Source organism: Amycolatopsis rubida (genome assembly GCF_900115345.1).
Classification (GTDB): Bacteria; Actinomycetota; Actinomycetes; order Mycobacteriales; family Pseudonocardiaceae; genus Amycolatopsis; species Amycolatopsis rubida.
On the sequence record NZ_FOWC01000007.1, the window covers coordinates 428,538 to 442,953 of the forward strand.

Sequence of the window (14,416 nt, forward strand, 5' to 3'; positions counted from 1 at the left end):
CCAGCGACCGCCAGACCTCCCCTGGCTCAAGCCGGATCCGCGTTCTGCCGGGAGTCAGGCGGCGATGCCGCGGCTGAACGCGACCCGGTCCAAGCCCGGCCCGTCATAGTCGGGAAGCACGTCGGACACCTCGAACCCGAGCCGGGCGTGGTACGCGCGCGAAGCGGTGTTCTGCGGGCTCGTGATGCACTTCACCCTGCGCACCCCCGATTCCCGCACCTGCCCGAAAAACCACTCGTACAGCGAACGGCCGATTCCCTGGCCGTGCAGCTCCGGGTCGACACCGACGAAGTGGATGTAGGCGGTGTCGGGGTCGGTCTGCGAGACGAAACCGATCAGAAAGGCTGCCAGCGTCCCGTCCGGACGCTCCACCAGGCGGCTCGTCGTGGTGAAGTGCTGGAAGTACAGGCGTGGCACGAGCAACGCCCGCTCCTTCGCGCCGGCTTCGCCCTTCAACCCGCCCCACCACGGTCCCAGCGCGGCAAGGACGCGCGCGTGGTCGTTTTCGTGCGGCTGGCGGAAAGTCAGGTCGGCGCTCATGTCCCGACCCTCTCGTTTTCGCGCGCGCCGAGCAACCTGGTCACCGTCGCGGGTCGACGTGGATCTTCGGCCCTCCCGGCGGCCGCTCCCCGCCGAGCACCGCCGCGACCCCGCCCAGCCCGACCGTCCCCGCCACCAACGGCCGCGGGTCCACCTCGCCGGACGCGTACGCGTCGATCGCCCGCGCCAAGCCCGGCGAGCCGCTCAGCACGCCGATCGCGGTGACGTCCTTCACCGCCAGCATCCGCGTGTCCAGCAGGCTCGGCCGCCCGGACAGTCCGATGCAGACGATCCGTCCCGCCGGTTCGACCACCTCGGCCGCGAGGGCGGGAGCCGAGGGATCGCCGGTCGCGTCGACCACCGCGTCGAAGGGCGGTTCCGGAACGTTCGTCCCGGCGGAAAAACCCAAGCCGCGCGCGAATTCCGCCGACCACGGCGTCGCGCCCACCAGATGGACCTCGCTGCCCGCGGCCTTGAGGAACAGGGCGGTGAGCAATCCGATCGTCCCCGGGCCGAGAACCAGCACCCGTTCGCCCGCGGCCGCCCGCGCCGCCCGGCAGGCGTTGCCGCCCGGTTCGACCAGCGCGCCGGCGACGGGATCCACGGTGTCGGGCAGTTCGTGCAGCGAGCGCACCGGCACGGCGAGGCGTTCGGCGAGCGCTCCGGCCCGGCCGCCGCGGATGCCGACCTCCTGCCGGTCCGCGCAGACGTGCTGGCGCCCGCCCCGGCACCGCCGGCAGTCCCCGCACCCGAGCATCGTGTCCCCGGTGACGCGGCGGCCGACCCACGCCGGATGCACGCCCCGGCCGACCTCGGACACCGTCCCGCACCATTCGTGGCCGAGCCGCATCGGGTAGCGGGCGTGCCCGTCGGCGAGGTACTGCATCTCGCCGGTGAAGAACTCGACGTCGGTGCCGCACACCCCGGCGCGCTCCACGTCGACGACGACCTCGCCGACCCCGGCGGCCGGCTCCGGCACCTCGGCAGGCCCGGCCTCCCCCGGTCCGGTCACCACGAACGCCCGCATGGCCCCGATCGTAGCGGCGCTCAGCCGGTCACGCGCTCGCGCAGGAACGCCGCCGTCGCCGGATCGGCCGGATAGAACGACTCGATCACCAGCTCGGCGACCGTCACGTCCAGCGGCGTCCCGAAGGTCGCGACCGTGCTGAAGAAGGTCAGCTCCAGATCCTCGTGCCGGTAACGCAACGGCACGAAAATGTCACCTGGGCCGGGGATCTCCAGCTCGGGGACCTCGTCGTCGCACGGATACCCGCGCAGCTCCTCCAGCAGTTCGGCGAGCCCGGCGTCGGCGGTCTGCTCGACCTGGCGGCGCAGCCGGCCCAGCAGATGCGCGCGCCACTCCCCCAGGTTCAGCACCCGCGGCGCCATGCCGTCCGGGTGCAGCGTCGCGCGCAGCACGTTCACCGGGCCGGCCAGCAGCGAGGGCGCGATGCCCTCGGTGAGCACGCCGAGGCTGAGGTTGGCGTCGACGAGGTTCCAGCCGCGGTCGACCACCGCCGCCGGGTACGGGTCGTGCCCGGCGAGCAACCGCCGGACCGCCTCGCGGATCACGGTCATTTCCGGCGCTCCGATGTCGGACTCGCCGTAGGCGGGCGCGTAGCCCGCGGCGAGCAGCAGGCGGTTGCGTTCGCGCAGCGGGAGGTCGAGGTGCTCGCCCAGCCGCAGCACCATGTCCCGGCTCGGCCTGGACCGGCCGGTCTCGACGAAGCTCAGGTGGCGCGTCGAGATGTCCGCCGAGATCGCGAGGGCGAGCTGACTGAGGCGGCGGCGGTCGCGCCATTCCCGGAGCAGTTCGCCGATCGGGGCCTTCACCGTGGTCGTCACGCGTCCGACGCTACGGCGTCGCCGGCCGGGAGACCATTATCCCCGGGGTAACGGCGCGTGCACCACCAGCGCCTCGGCGAGCGGTTTGCGGTCGAGGTCCGGCGCCTCGCAGTCCGGAGCGGGATAGCCGACCGGGAACAGGATGTAGGGCCGTTCGGTGACCGGGCGCTCGAAGACCTCGCTGAGGAAGCCCATCGGGTTCGGCGTGTGGGTGAGCGTCGCCAGGCCCATCGTGTGCAGCGCGGTGATGAACATGCCGCACGCGATGCCGACGCTCTCGTTGACGTAGTAGTTCTTCCGCAGCGAACCGTCCGGCAGCGGCGTGCTCTTCTGCGCGAACGCGACCACCAGCCACGGCGCGATTTCGAGGAACTCCTTGTGCTCGTCGGTTTCGAGCCGGGCGAGCGCCGCGTGCCAGTCCGGCGCGTCGCGTTCGCGGTAGAACTTCCGCTCCTCGGCCTCGGCCGCCTCGCGCACCGCCCGCTTGAGGTCCGGGTCGCCGGTCGCGACGAACGTCCACGGCTGGTGGTGCGCCCCGCTCGGCGCGGTGTTCGCGATCCGCACCGCGGTCTCGATCGCTTCGAGCGGCACCGGGTCCGGCGAGAACCAGCGGACCGACCGGCGCCGGTCGAGCAGCCGGTACAGCTCCTGCCCGCGGGCGAGGCCCTCCTCCGGGGACAGCCGCGGCGGCGCGTAGGGGACGAACGGGTGCTGGTGCCGGGTCATGCCCCGACCCTGCCGCGCCGGCGGTCATCGGTCCAGTTCACATTTCTCGTGAACGACATAAGCTGCACTGATGTCTCCCTCGTTGCGCCAGCTCGAGTATCTGGTCGCGGTCGCCGACACCGGCGGCCTCACCGCGGCCGCGGACAGCTGCCACGTGTCGCAGTCGGCGGTGTCGCTGGCGATCGCTTCGCTGGAACGGACTTTGGGCGTGCAGCTCGTCCTCCGCGGCCCCGGCCGCGCGACCGCGCTGACCGACGCCGGCCGCCAGGTCGCCGGCGAGGCCCGCGCGGTGCTCACCTCGGTCGCCGAACTCGGCGCCACTGCCCGCGACTACGGCCAAGACCTGGCCGGACGCCTGAACTTCGGCTGTTACACACCCCTCGCGCCGCTCCACGTACCCGCCGCGCTGGCGACCTTCCGCACCCAGCACCCGGAAGTCGACGTCTCCTTCGTCGAAGGCACGCTGCCCGACCTGCAGCACCTCCTGCTGGAGGGCCGCTGCGACCTGGCTGTGCTGTACCGGCAAGACCTGGTGCCCGGGATCGCGGCGGACCAGCTGTACGACCAGCCGCCGAGCGTCCTCCTACCCTTGGCGCACCCCCTCGCCCGCCGCAAGACGGTTTCGTTGCGCGCCTTGGCCGATGAGCCGTTCGTCCTGCTGGACGTACCGCCGTCGGAGCGCTATTTCCGGGACGTCTTCGCCGCTGTCGGCCTGCCGATGCCGGTCGCGCACCGCACGACGAGCTTCGAACTGGCGCGCGCGTTGGTCGCCCGGGGGCTGGGCTACACGCTCTCCGTTCAGCGGCCGTCGTTGGAGCTTTCCGTCGAGGGCACGCCGTTCGCCGTACGGCCGCTCCGCGAGCGAGTCCCGACGACGCCGGTGGTGCTGGCTCGCGCGGAAGGCGCCCGGTTGACCCGGCGGGCCGAAACGTTCCGCACTTTCTGCCGGGAGTTTTTCGGCGCCAGAACGTGACTCCGCACGGTTCGCGCCCGAGAAGTCCGGCCAGCACCGGGCTTTCTCGGCGAAGCGGCCGCGCCAAACCGTTGCGCCACAGCCACGGTCGCCGCGCATGCCCGCCCCGGAAGCTTCCGCCGAGACACCCGTCAGCTGGGCCAGGGCAGGACGGTCAACTCCGGCCGTTGTTCTTGCCAGCGCCGGGCTTTCGCCTCGTAACTGCTCTGCGGCGCGTGCCCGGGACGGGGCCGGACGACGAGGGAGAACATGTCCGCGAACCCGTGCGGCGCGTAGACCTGCCACTCCCCTCCGCCGGCCAGCCGGATCCCCAGGCAAGGCGTCGTGAGTCGATGGCCGCCTCGGTGGACGAGTACGGCGCGCACAGCACGCCGAAGCGATCCTCGTACCAGAGGTGCACCCGCGCATCGTTGCGGATTTCCACCGACGCGGGGAGATCCGCGAACCTCCGGGCGCCCTCCTCGATGACCGCGTTCTCCGCGTCCCAGCTGAGATCCGAGTCATCGAAGGAGAACAGGTCGTAGTCCTTGCTGCCCTCGGCGGGCGGGCGTCCGGTCACCACGTTCCGCACGGTCTGGCACCAGCGGCCCGCGGTCAGGTACCAACTGGGAAGCGCCAGCTCCGCCGCCCGCGCCAGCACTTCCGGCACCAGGTCGTGGCGCGTCACGATCTCGCGGAATTTCTCGGGTTGCCGCTCCATCGCCGTCCGGCCGCAGTCCATGCCCTGGTTTAGCACAGCGGACCGATTACCTCCCGCGTAATCGACCGGCCGCCGAACCTCGGCCAGGCTTGGCGCTACCGAAAACGGGACGACACAAGGAGAACCCCGACATGACCACCACCGCACCGACCGCCGCCGACCTCGCCCGCCGTTACCTCGACGTGTGGAACGAGACCGACCCGCAGCGGCGCCGCCAGCTCGTCTCGGAGGTCTTCGCGCCGGGCGCGGCCTACACCGACCCGCTCGGCGCGGTCGCCGGCCAGGACGAGATCGACGGGTTCATCGGCGGCGCGCAGGCGCAGTTCGCCGGGCTGGTCTTCAGCCTGCCCGCGGAGCCGGACGCGCACCACGATCTCGCACGGTTCCAGTGGCACCTGTCGGCTCCGGGCAACCCCGAGCCGATCGCGATCGGGTTCGACGTCGTGGAAATCGCCGGTGGCCGGATCGCCAAGGTGCACGGCTTCCTGGACAAGATTCCGGGCTGACCGACCGGAGACGCCGGGGATGTGGTCTTGACCACATCCGCGAGGTTCAGACCACCCGGGAGGTCTGAACCTCACCCGGCGAAGCCACGCCGCACAGCGGGCGTGGCCCTCCCCACTCTGTCCGTACCCCGCGGGGCGCCTGAGAGTTTCACCCGCGTGGATACCCGGGTTTGCACCGTCGGCGGCACCGGCTGGTGGTCTCCTGCCGATGCGCTTTCCAGAGGCGTCTCGTCCGCGCGGTCCAGGGTGCCTGAGAGGTTCCGGGGAGGACTTGCTCCTTCGGCGCCGGACCGGGGATGCCGGTCCGGTCTCTCCCGCGCGGGTTCGTCGATCGCGCGCCCAGTCTAGCGCGGAGGAAGATCAGCCCGTGCGGCGGGCGTTGCGGCGCTGGGTCAACTCGTCCGGCACGACGGCCTCGACCAGTCCGCCGTCGGCACGCTCGGCCGGGAACTCGTGGATCGTGCCGCTGATCTCCTGCATCGCCCCGCTGACCGCGATGCCGAAGACGCCCTGGCCGCCCTGGAGCAGATCCACGATCTCCTCCGGCGACGTGCATTCGTACACCGTGGTGCCGTCGGAGAACAGCGTGACCTTCGCCAGGTCGCGCACCCCGCGCACGCGCAGGTGGTCCACCGCGACGCGGATGTTCTGCAGCGAGACCCCGGTGTCCAGCAGGCGTTTCACCACCTTGAGGACCAGGATGTCCTTGAACGAGTACAGCCGCTGCGACCCCGAACCGTGCGCCGTCCGGATGCTGGGCGCGATCAGCTTCGTGCGCGCCCAGTAGTCCAGCTGGCGGTAGGTGATCCCGGCGATCTGGCAGGCCGCGGGACCGCGGTAGCCGACCAGCTCGTCGGGCAGCGAGGCGTCGGGGAACAGCTCGCCCTGCTCGCCGTCGGCGACAGGTCCGGCAGGTATCTCCGGACGACCAGCCTCGACCACCGCAAGCCTCCCCTCGCCCGGCCTCGCGGCGGGGCGTTCGACAGGCCGGTCGAGCCCAGGATCGGGATCGGCCGGGGAAAACTGCCACGAGCGCGCCGGGTCGGCGAATCACATCATGGCGATTTACCGCCTTTGACGGTAAGGCTGCGCCGCGAGCCGGTCAACGCGACGCGCGGCGGACCTCAAGCCCGTGTCGAGGCTTTGGCCCGTTCGCCGCACGGGATGGACAGTTTTTACTCAGCCGAGTAACTTATTACTCATGCAAGTAAACATCGACACGCAAGCCGAACTGGGCCTCAGCGTCACCGAGGCCACCACCCGGGCGCAGATCATCGGCGCGACCATCGCCACGATCGCCGACCACGGGTACGCGCGCACCACCTTCGCGCGCATCAAGGAACGGGCCGGGCTCAGCAGCACGCGGCTGATCTCGTACCACTTCACCACCAAGGCCGGCCTCATGCAGGCGGTGCTGAGCACGGTGTCCGAGACCAAATCGGAATACCTGCGCCGGCGCAGCGAGGGCGTCGACCCGGCGGACCGGGCGGGGAACCTGCGCGCGTACATCGAAACTTCGGTCGCGTTCCTGCGCGACTACCCGCAATGCGAGCGGGTGCTGGTCGAGATGGCCGCGCACGCCGACGACCGCGACGGCTGGGCGATGACCGGCGTCATGGTCGGGCAGCTGCGCACCGGCGCGCTGCGGCGGCAACTGGAACAGGGCCGCACAGAAGGGGCGTTCGGCGACATCTCGCCGGAGATCGTGGCGCTGTCCATCGCGCAGGCCATCGACGGGGTCGCGGCCGCCTACGCCGCCGATCCGGCGGTGGACCTCGATCGCTACGGCCGGGAGCTGGCCGACCTGTTCGCCCGCGCCACCGCGCGGTGAGCTCGTGCCCGGCGGGAAACCGCCGGGCAGCGGCGATCAGGTGTCGGCGCCGCGGAAGTCTTCCGGGGACACGGAGTCGAGGAACTCGCGGAACTTCTCGACCTCGTCCTCCTGCTCGTCCGGGATGATCAGCCCGGCTTCCTCGAGCACCGCGTCGACCGCGTGGATCGGGACCCCGATCCGCAGCGCCAGCGCGACCGAGTCGCTCGGGCGGGCCGACACCCGGATGTCGCCGTCGAAGACCAGCTCGGCGAAGAACGTGCCTTCTTTGAGATCGGTGATCACGACCTGCTCAAGCTCGCGGCCGAGCGCGCCGATGACCTCTTTGAGCAGATCGTGGGTGAGCGGCCGCGCGGGCCGCACGCCTTGCTGTTCCAGGGCGATCGCGGTGGCTTCGACCGAGCCGATCCAGATCGGCAGGTACCGCTCGCCCTCGGTCTCCCGCAGCAACAAGATCGGCTGATTCGCGGGCAGTTCGACCCGCACGCCGACGACGCGCATCTCGCTCATCGGGCTTCGCCTCCCTCTCGTGCACACGGGCCGCAGCGCTGGCGACGGCTGACGACCGTTGTCTCCGACGCTACCCGTCATCCGGGCGCTGTGCTCGCTCGCAGCGGACATTCTCGGTTCGTGGTCTCGCGAACCGTCTCTCACGGTACGGCATCCCGGCGCTGAGGTTCAGTCATTGACAAGTGGCCGAAAACGCGTCTCGGGCATACGGGTCAGTCGCCGGCCACGCCGCGGATGCCGGCTTTGACGAGCAGCGTGTGCAGCGTGACCGACAGCGCGGCCAGCTCGCGCACGACCTCGTCGGCGCGCGCCTTCGCGTCCGCGTCGCGATGCCGGTACGCCGGGGTCACGATCTGCTCCAGCAGGCCGACCTCGCGGTCGGCCGCGGCGCGGAACGCGCGCAGGTGCCGCGGTTCGAGCCCGAACTCGGTCATCGCTTTGACGGTGCGGGCGATCAGCACCGACTCCGGGCCGAAAAAACCCGCCGCGCCGGGACGCAGCAGGCCGTACTGGCACAGCTCGGCGAGCATCGCGTCGTCGATGCCCGCCTGTTCCAGCAGGTCTTCCTGGGTGAGCCGGGTGTCCGGCCCGGTCTCGAAGTCCGCCGCCGCGGGCAGTCCCGCCGGATCGCTCCCGTCGCCGAGCGGCACGAGCCGCCGCGGCAGCTGGGGAGCCGACGGGACCGGCGCGGGCGGTTGCACGCCCGCGCCTGCCGCGTCGAGCTGCTCCTTGATGACCTTGAGCGGGAGGTAGTGGTCGCGCTGCGCGGACAGCACGTACCGCAGGCGTTCCACGTCCGCCGGCGAGAACTGCCGGTACCCCGAGGGCGTGCGGCCCGGGCGGACCAGGCCTTCCGCCTCAAGGAAACGGATCTTGGAAATCGTGACATCGGGGAAGTCCCCGCGCAGCTGCGCGAGCACCGCCCCGATGCTCAACCCGTCCCGCCGGGCCTCCTGACGACCGGGCTGCCCGGCCGCCGTCACTGCGCTCCCTGGCCCCCGTGCCCCGGGCCGGTCAGGAAGACCAGGCGGAACTTGCCGATCTGCACCTCGTCGCCGCCGGCGAGGACGGCCTGGTCGACCGGCTCGCGGTTGACGTAGGTGCCGTTCAGGCTGCCGACGTCGATCACGACGAACTCCCCGCCCTCGCGCCGGAATTCCGCGTGGCGGCGGGAAACCGTGACGTCGTCGAGGAAGATGTCGCTGTCGGGGTGCCGTCCCGCGCTGGTGGTGTCGCGGTCGAGCAGGAAGCGGGAGCCCGCGTTGGGCCCGCGCTTCACGACCAGGAGGGCGGAACCCGGCGGCAGGGCGTCGACGCCCTGCACCGGTGCCTCGGCGGCCGGCGCGGACTCCTGCTGGCCTTCCATGTCGGCCAGGAAATCGGCCCGGAAGACAGAGGTCCGCTCCGGAGACTGCTCCGGGGGAACGCCGGGCCCGTCGTTCGTGCTCACCTGAGCTCTCCTCTACGCATGAAGTGTTGTCGTCGACCAAGAACGTGCAGCTGTCAACGTACCGTGCCCGACCGGCCCGGAACCCTCGGGCTCCCCTTGCGGCTCCGGCGCCCGGCCGAACGGCTCAGCCCTTGATGAGCGCCTGGTACGCCTCGGCCTCGAGCAGCGCCTCGAGACCGGCCGGGTCATCGAGCCGGATCTCCACGAGCCAGCCCTCGCCGTAGGGGTCGGAGTTGACGAGCTCCGGCGAATCGGCGACCGCGGAGTTGACCGCGACGATCTCGCCGTCGACCGGCGCGAACAGCTCCGAGACGCTCTTCGTGGACTCGACCTCGCCGAACGCGTCGCCCGCCCCGACCTGCTTGCCGACCTCGGGCAGGTCGACGAACACGACGTCGCCGAGCTGGTCCTGGGCGTATTCGGTGATGCCCACCCGCACGAGCGAACCCTCGCGGGCCGCGACCCACTCGTGCTCCTCGGTGTAGCGCAGTTCTTCCGGAGTGGTCAACGCCGCTCCCCTTCCTGGTGCCGGCTTTCCTGCCGGCAATCTTCCCTCACCGGGTGCGCAGCGCGCGAGCCGCCTGCACGACGTAGAGCACGCCGGACCAGAGGTAGAGGACGCCGCCCCACACCATGAACGCGTAGGCGATCGGCCGCGCGACCGCGGCGACGTCCGAGCCGCCCTGCGTGAGCAGCAGGAACGGGAAGGCGTACATGAGGACGAAGGTCGCGCCCTTGCCGATGTAGGTCACCTCGGGCGGCGCGAACCCGCCGCGGCGCAGCAGCATCACGCACACCCCGAGCACCAGCTCGCGCAGCACCAGCGGCACGACGACCCACCACGGGATGATGTCGCGGATCAGGAACGCGACGAGCGTGGCGAGGATGTAGAGCCGGTCCGCGGCGGGGTCGAGCAGCTGCCCGAGCCGCGACATCTGGTCGAGCCAGCGGGCGAGCTTGCCGTCGAGCCAGTCGGTGAGCGCGGAGAAGATCAGCAGGGCGAGCGCCCAGCCGTCTTCCTTCGGGCCGAGCAGCAGCCACAGGAACACCGGGACGCCCGCCAGGCGCAGCAGCGACAGCAGGTTGGGGACGGTGAGCGCCTGCCGCCACAGGGAGGGCTCGGTCTTGGGCTCGTCGGGGACCGTGGTCACTTGGTCAGCCTAGAGCGGACGGGATCGTGAGGGTTGTCGTGGCGGGGTGAAAGGCGGGGCCGCGGTTGTGCTGAGGCGGGGTTCGGCGGGTGCTGAACGCACCGAACGCCACATCGGGGTTTTCTCGGCGGCGCGGGGCGCGGCGAGTTCGCCGCGGAACACCGGCGGGCCGCCCGGCTTCGCTCCCGCGGAGGTCCGCTGGCAGTGGGGGAACCTCCGCGCACGGGATGGCTGACGCCGTCGGGTTGCTCGCTGTGCCGCGAGGAAGACTTCGGCGAACCGGCGCGGCGGGGTCCGTCCGGCTCGGCCTGGAACGATTCCGTCGGTGCCGAGGCGAACCGGTGCCGAGGGTGAACCGGTGCCGCGAGCGAACCGGCACGGCGGGCAAGCCAGCGCCACGAACGAACCGCCACGGCGGGCAAGCCGGTACAGCAGGTGAACCGGTGCAGCACCAGGAAAAACGGCGGATCCGGCGGACGGCGGCCGGAACCCCTCCCCGGCTCCGGCCGCAGTCCGGCGGAAGTCTCAGCGAGAGCGCCGCCTGCCGGCCGCGCGGCGGTGGCTCCAGCCGCGGCGCCGCAGCTGCGCGGTGCTCAGCGTTTCGGGACGGCCGCGGCCGTCGGTGCCCACCCAGCGCGGGCGCACGGCTCCGGCTTCGAGGACGTAGGGGCGGCCGCCGCACCACACCACGCTGCAGGGTTCGGTCGGCGGGTCGGTCGGGGCGTCGGTCTCGGCTGCGGGGACGGTTTCGGTGCTCATGCTCTCGGTGACTCGTGCTCTCTGGCGTCGGGCTTCGGGGACCTGGAACGCGCGGGGCGCCTGCCCTTTACGTCGGCGCGGAACCGCCGAGCGTTAACCGCCCCGGGCCGGATTCCTCCGAACGATGGGTCCCGGCGATGCGGATTTCCCAGTCCGGAAACCGAAAACAACCGTCCACAGTAGACTGAAACGAGGCCGCTCCGGTGTGTCGGTGCCGCTCAGCGGGGGCGCGAGGGGCCAGAATGGGCGCGACCCCGGAGAAAGGATCGCGGTGCTCCCGTCGAAAACCGTGTACGGGCCGCTGTGCGCGGCTGTGGTGGTTTTGCCCGCGCTCACCGCCTGTTCGGGGGATCAAGCGTCACCGGCGGCCGCGTCGTCGGCGCCCTCCGCGATCGCCTCGGCAGCGCCGAGCAGCCACGCTCCCCCGCCGCTTCCGCAGACCGCGGGCGCGAGCAGCCCGCCCGCCGCACCCCGCAGCACCGCGGCCGCGCCGAAACCGTCGAAACAGGCACCGCCGGCCACTCCGGGCACCTGCGGCACAGTCACCGCGGCGAGCGGGACGACACTGTACGTCTACGACAACAAAGCCACTCCGTGCGCCGACGCGATGGCGCTCGTCAAGAAGTTCCACCAGGCGATCAACGGCCGCCAGGCGGCGGGCTCGAACAACCCGGTCAACGCGACCGTCGACGGCTGGCTGTGCGTTTCCGGCCCGCCCGCCGCGCAGGGCGGCACCACGTGCAGCAAGGGCGAGCAGACCGTGCTGGCGGCGGTGGTCCCGGCCGAATGAGACCGGGACCACCGCCGGCTCTCAAGACTTGAGAGCCGGGAAGTCGTCCTCGCGGAACTCGCCCTCCGGCCGCTCGCCGCCCTCCCGGCCGCGCAGTTCGACCCGGCGGATCTTGCCCGAGATGGTCTTCGGCAGGTCGCCGAACTCCAGCCGCCGGATCCGCTTGTACGGGGCGAGGTGCTCCCGCGCGTACGCCAGGATCTCCCGCGCGGTCTCGGCGTTCGGCTCGCGTCCGGCGGCGAGCACGACGTAGGCCTTGGGCACGGCCAGCCGGATCGGGTCCGGCGCGGGCACCACCGCCGCCTCGGCGACCGCTTCGTGCTCCAGCAGGACGCTCTCCAGTTCGAACGGCGAGATCCGGTAGTCCGAGGCCTTGAAGACGTCGTCGGTGCGGCCGACGTAGGTGATGTAGCCGCGTTCGTCGACCGAGCCGACGTCTCCGGTGTGGTAGTAGCCGTTCGCGAACGCGGCCGAGGTGCGTTCGTCGTCGTCGGTGTAGCCCGCCATCAGGCCGACCGGCCGGTGCGCGAGGTCGAGGCAGATCTCGCCCTCGGCCGCGCGCTCGCCGGTGACCGGGTCGACCAGCGCGACCGCGAATCCGGGCAGCGGGCGGCCCATCGAACCGGCCACGACGTCCTGGCCCGGCGTGTTCGCGACCTGGACGCTGGTTTCGGTCTGCCCGAAGCCGTCCCGGATGGTGACGCCCCACGCCTTCTCGACCTGCTCGATCACCTCGGGGTTGAGCGGCTCCCCCGCGCCGACGACCTTCTTCGGCGGCGTCCGCAGCGCGCTGAGGTCGGCCTGGATCAGCATCCGCCACACCGTCGGCGGCGCGCAGAAGCTGGTGACCGCGCAGCGGTCCATCTGCGCCATCAGGGCGGCCGCGTCGAACCGCGCGTAGTTGTAGAGGAACACGGTCGCTTCGGCGTTCCACGGCGCGAAGAAATTGCTCCACGCGTGCTTGGCCCAGCCCGGCGACGAGATGTTGAGGTGGACGTCGCCCGGTTCCAGCCCGATCCAGTACATTGTGGACAGATGGCCGACCGGGTACGAAACGTGCGTGTGCTGCACGAGTTTCGGCTTCGCGGTGGTGCCCGAGGTGAAGTACAGCAGCAGCGGATCCTCGGCGCGGGTGACCCCGTCCGGGGTGAATTCGGCGGAGGACGCGTACGCGGTTTCGAAGGCGTGCCACCCGGAAACCGGCTCGCCGACCGCGATGCGCGTGTAGTCGCCCGCGACGTCGGCGAACTTCTCCGCGTCGACGTCGCGCACGATCACGTGTTTCGCGTTGCCGCGCTCCACCCGGTCCACGAGATCGACCGGGCCGAGCAACGTGGACGCCGGGATCACGACCGCGCCGAGCTTGATCGCCGCGAGGATGGTCTCCCACAGCTCGCCCTGGTTGCCGAGCATGACGATCACCCGGTCGCCGCGCGAGACGCCGAGGCCGCGCAGCCAGTTCGCGACCTGGTTGGACCGGGCGGACATCTCCGGGAACGTCCAGCGGTTCTCGGTGCCGTCCTCTTCCACGATCCACAGCGCGTACCGCTGCGCGTTCGCCGGGTCCGCCGCGACGGCGTCGAACCAGTCCAGCGCCCAGTTGAACTCGTCCAGCCGCGGCCACGCGAACTCGCGATAGGCAGTGTCGTAGTCCTCGCGGTGGGCCTGCAGATAGTCCCGCGCCGCGCGGAATGCCTGGTAGCCGGTGACCTCAGCGCCGTTGCTCACGTCGTACTCCTCGTGCTCGCTTTCCCGTGCCTGTTCTACTCGCCCGTGAACTCCGGCGCTCGTCGCTCCAGGAAGGCCTGGACGGCTTCCTGGAGGTCCTTGCTCGGCAGGAACGCGGAGTTCCACGCGGCGACGTAGCGCAGGCCCTCGGCGACCTGGCGTTCGGTGTTCGCCGACAGCACCTGCTTGGTGCCCTGGACGACCAGCGGCGGGTTCGCGGCGATCTCCGCGGCCAGCTCGCGGGCCTTGGCCAGCAGCGTCTCCTGGTCCGGGTACACGTCGTTGACCAGGCCGATCTTCTCCGCCCGCGCGGCGTCGACGTCCTTGCCGGTCAGGGCCAGCTCGCGGACATGGCCCTCGCCGACGATCGGCGCGAGCCGCTGGAGGCTGCCGATGTCGGCGACGATCGCGACCTTCACCTCGCGGACGCTGAACTTGGCGTCCTCGCTGGCGAGGCGGATGTCGGCGGCGGTGATGACGTCCACGCCGCCGCCGATGCACCAGCCGGACACGGCGGCGACCACCGGTTTGCGGCATTCGGCGATCGAGCTGACCGCCTGCTGCAGCCGCTGGACCTCGCGGTGGAACTCGGTGCGCGGCCCGGCCAGCGCGTCGCCCGCCAGCAGCGGGGCCCAGCTGCCCATCATCGCGGGCAGGTCGAGGCCGTAGGAGAAGTGCTTGCCGCTTCCGGCGAGGACCACGGCGCGCACGCGCGGGTCGGCGTCGAGGGCGGCGAACACCAGCGGCAGCTCCCGCCAGAAGTCCGGGCCCATCGCGTTGCCCTTGCCCGGGCCGAGCAGGGTGACCTCGGCGACCGGTCCGTCGAGGTCGACGCGGAGCGAGGCGAGTTCGGGCAGGGCGGCTGCTGGTTCGGTCATACGGTCATCTTGACGCATCCCCGCCAGCC

At 71.3% G+C, this 14,416-nt stretch carries 18 protein-coding genes, 1 pseudogene and 1 riboswitch; of the genes and pseudogenes, 4 read left to right on the forward strand and 15 right to left on the reverse strand.

The genetic code is table 11. The annotated features are described in order from the left end of the window. Window positions 1-54 precede the first annotated feature (54 nt). Genes BM362_RS27275 through BM362_RS27290 form a run of 4 tightly spaced genes read right to left on the reverse strand, consistent with a single transcriptional unit; the run spans window position 55 to window position 3,111 of the window. Window positions 55-540, reverse strand: coding sequence for a GNAT family N-acetyltransferase (locus tag BM362_RS27275; protein WP_093575071.1), 486 nt, complete (start codon window positions 538-540; stop codon window positions 55-57). 40 nt (window positions 541-580) lie between these two features. Continuing rightward, window positions 581-1,567, reverse strand: coding sequence for a zinc-dependent alcohol dehydrogenase (locus tag BM362_RS27280; RefSeq protein ID WP_093575072.1), 987 nt, complete (start codon window positions 1,565-1,567; stop codon window positions 581-583). 20 nt (window positions 1,568-1,587) lie between these two features. Next, window positions 1,588-2,385 carry a helix-turn-helix domain-containing protein gene (locus BM362_RS27285; protein WP_067587311.1) on the reverse strand — a complete coding sequence of 266 codons (798 nt, stop codon included), beginning with the start codon at window positions 2,383-2,385 and terminating at the stop codon, window positions 1,588-1,590. A 36-nt stretch (window positions 2,386-2,421) separates the two neighbouring features. Further along, the gene (locus tag BM362_RS27290) at window positions 2,422-3,111 is read right to left on the reverse strand and encodes a nitroreductase family protein (RefSeq protein ID WP_093575073.1); all 690 of its coding nucleotides are present in this window, start codon (window positions 3,109-3,111) and stop codon (window positions 2,422-2,424) included. A gap of 70 nt (window positions 3,112-3,181) precedes the next feature. Between BM362_RS27290 and BM362_RS27295 the strand changes: the two genes are divergently transcribed. Beyond that, window positions 3,182-4,084, forward strand: coding sequence for a LysR family transcriptional regulator (locus BM362_RS27295; RefSeq protein ID WP_093575074.1), 903 nt, complete (start codon window positions 3,182-3,184; stop codon window positions 4,082-4,084). A 131-nt stretch (window positions 4,085-4,215) separates the two neighbouring features. Here BM362_RS27295 and BM362_RS50030 read toward each other — a convergent pair whose 3' ends face one another. After that, window positions 4,216-4,449, reverse strand: coding sequence for a nucleotidyltransferase family protein (locus BM362_RS50030; RefSeq protein WP_280142746.1), 234 nt, complete (start codon window positions 4,447-4,449; stop codon window positions 4,216-4,218). 23 nt (window positions 4,450-4,472) lie between these two features. Beyond that, a pseudogene (locus BM362_RS50035) lies at window positions 4,473-4,805 on the reverse strand (nucleotidyltransferase family protein); the annotation flags it as partial. A gap of 110 nt (window positions 4,806-4,915) precedes the next feature. Between BM362_RS50035 and BM362_RS27305 the strand changes: the two are divergent. Continuing rightward, complete coding sequence (locus BM362_RS27305) at window positions 4,916-5,290, forward strand: nuclear transport factor 2 family protein (RefSeq protein ID WP_067587302.1); 375 nt, start codon at window positions 4,916-4,918, stop codon at window positions 5,288-5,290. 227 nt (window positions 5,291-5,517) lie between these two features. Further along, window positions 5,518-5,617: riboswitch (glycine riboswitch) on the reverse strand. A gap of 33 nt (window positions 5,618-5,650) precedes the next feature. Here BM362_RS27305 and BM362_RS27310 read toward each other — a convergent pair. Further along, window positions 5,651-6,232, reverse strand: coding sequence for a MerR family transcriptional regulator (locus BM362_RS27310; RefSeq protein ID WP_067587299.1), 582 nt, complete (start codon window positions 6,230-6,232; stop codon window positions 5,651-5,653). Window positions 6,233-6,491: 259 nt separating this feature from the next. Here BM362_RS27310 and BM362_RS27315 point away from each other — a divergent pair, with 259 nt between their 5' ends. Beyond that, window positions 6,492-7,121, forward strand: coding sequence for a TetR/AcrR family transcriptional regulator (locus tag BM362_RS27315; protein WP_067587296.1), 630 nt, complete (start codon window positions 6,492-6,494; stop codon window positions 7,119-7,121). 36 nt (window positions 7,122-7,157) lie between these two features. On the opposite strand, the gene BM362_RS27320 is transcribed toward BM362_RS27315, so the two are convergent. The 6 genes from BM362_RS27320 to BM362_RS27345 all read right to left on the reverse strand — a co-directional run bounded on the left by BM362_RS27320 (window position 7,158) and on the right by BM362_RS27345 (window position 10,991). Then, window positions 7,158-7,631 (reverse strand): bifunctional nuclease family protein, encoded by a 474-nt coding sequence (locus BM362_RS27320; RefSeq protein ID WP_009078856.1) that lies wholly within the window; start codon window positions 7,629-7,631, stop codon window positions 7,158-7,160. 212 nt (window positions 7,632-7,843) lie between these two features. After that, window positions 7,844-8,614 carry a transcriptional regulator FtsR gene (gene ftsR / locus BM362_RS27325; RefSeq protein ID WP_167545453.1) on the reverse strand — a complete coding sequence of 257 codons (771 nt, stop codon included), beginning with the start codon at window positions 8,612-8,614 and terminating at the stop codon, window positions 7,844-7,846. After that, on the reverse strand, window positions 8,611-9,081 hold the full coding sequence (gene garA / locus BM362_RS27330) for a glycogen accumulation regulator GarA (protein WP_009078859.1): 471 nt from the start codon (window positions 9,079-9,081) through the stop codon (window positions 8,611-8,613). Before garA ends, ftsR begins: the two co-directional genes overlap by 4 nt. A gap of 124 nt (window positions 9,082-9,205) precedes the next feature. Continuing rightward, complete coding sequence (gene gcvH, locus BM362_RS27335) at window positions 9,206-9,589, reverse strand: glycine cleavage system protein GcvH (protein ID WP_067587291.1); 384 nt, start codon at window positions 9,587-9,589, stop codon at window positions 9,206-9,208. 46 nt (window positions 9,590-9,635) lie between these two features. After that, entirely contained in the window at window positions 9,636-10,232 is a 597-nt protein-coding gene (gene clsA, locus BM362_RS27340) for a cardiolipin synthase ClsA (RefSeq protein ID WP_067587287.1), read from the reverse strand. A 525-nt stretch (window positions 10,233-10,757) separates the two neighbouring features. Then, window positions 10,758-10,991: a hypothetical protein gene (locus BM362_RS27345; RefSeq protein ID WP_067587284.1), complete on the reverse strand. Its 234-nt coding sequence runs from the start codon at window positions 10,989-10,991 to the stop codon at window positions 10,758-10,760. Window positions 10,992-11,262: 271 nt separating this feature from the next. Here BM362_RS27345 and BM362_RS48390 point away from each other — a divergent pair, with 271 nt between their 5' ends. Then, window positions 11,263-11,781 carry a hypothetical protein gene (locus tag BM362_RS48390; protein WP_208865353.1) on the forward strand — a complete coding sequence of 173 codons (519 nt, stop codon included), beginning with the start codon at window positions 11,263-11,265 and terminating at the stop codon, window positions 11,779-11,781. Window positions 11,782-11,802: 21 nt separating this feature from the next. On the opposite strand, the gene BM362_RS27355 is transcribed toward BM362_RS48390, so the two are convergent. Beyond that, on the reverse strand, window positions 11,803-13,509 hold the full coding sequence (locus BM362_RS27355) for an AMP-binding protein (protein ID WP_093575075.1): 1,707 nt from the start codon (window positions 13,507-13,509) through the stop codon (window positions 11,803-11,805). Between the two features lie 35 nt (window positions 13,510-13,544). After that, entirely contained in the window at window positions 13,545-14,387 is an 843-nt protein-coding gene (locus BM362_RS27360; RefSeq protein WP_067587278.1) for a crotonase/enoyl-CoA hydratase family protein, read from the reverse strand. Between the last annotated feature and the right edge of the window lie 29 nt (window positions 14,388-14,416).

Coding starts and splice junctions, on each gene's coding strand:
- BM362_RS27275 (WP_093575071.1), bottom strand. CDS start 540: ATGAGCGCCGACCTGACTTTCCGCCAGCCGCACGAAAACGACCACGCG.
- BM362_RS27280 (WP_093575072.1), bottom strand. CDS start 1,567: ATGCGGGCGTTCGTGGTGACCGGACCGGGGGAGGCCGGGCCTGCCGAG.
- BM362_RS27290 (WP_093575073.1), bottom strand. CDS start 3,111: ATGACCCGGCACCAGCACCCGTTCGTCCCCTACGCGCCGCCGCGGCTG.
- BM362_RS27295 (WP_093575074.1), top strand. CDS start 3,182: ATGTCTCCCTCGTTGCGCCAGCTCGAGTATCTGGTCGCGGTCGCCGAC.
- BM362_RS27305 (WP_067587302.1), top strand. CDS start 4,916: ATGACCACCACCGCACCGACCGCCGCCGACCTCGCCCGCCGTTACCTC.
- BM362_RS27315 (WP_067587296.1), top strand. CDS start 6,492: ATGCAAGTAAACATCGACACGCAAGCCGAACTGGGCCTCAGCGTCACC.
- BM362_RS27320 (WP_009078856.1), bottom strand. CDS start 7,631: ATGAGCGAGATGCGCGTCGTCGGCGTGCGGGTCGAACTGCCCGCGAAT.
- BM362_RS27345 (WP_067587284.1), bottom strand. CDS start 10,991: ATGAGCACCGAAACCGTCCCCGCAGCCGAGACCGACGCCCCGACCGAC.
- BM362_RS27360 (WP_067587278.1), bottom strand. CDS start 14,387: ATGACCGAACCAGCAGCCGCCCTGCCCGAACTCGCCTCGCTCCGCGTC.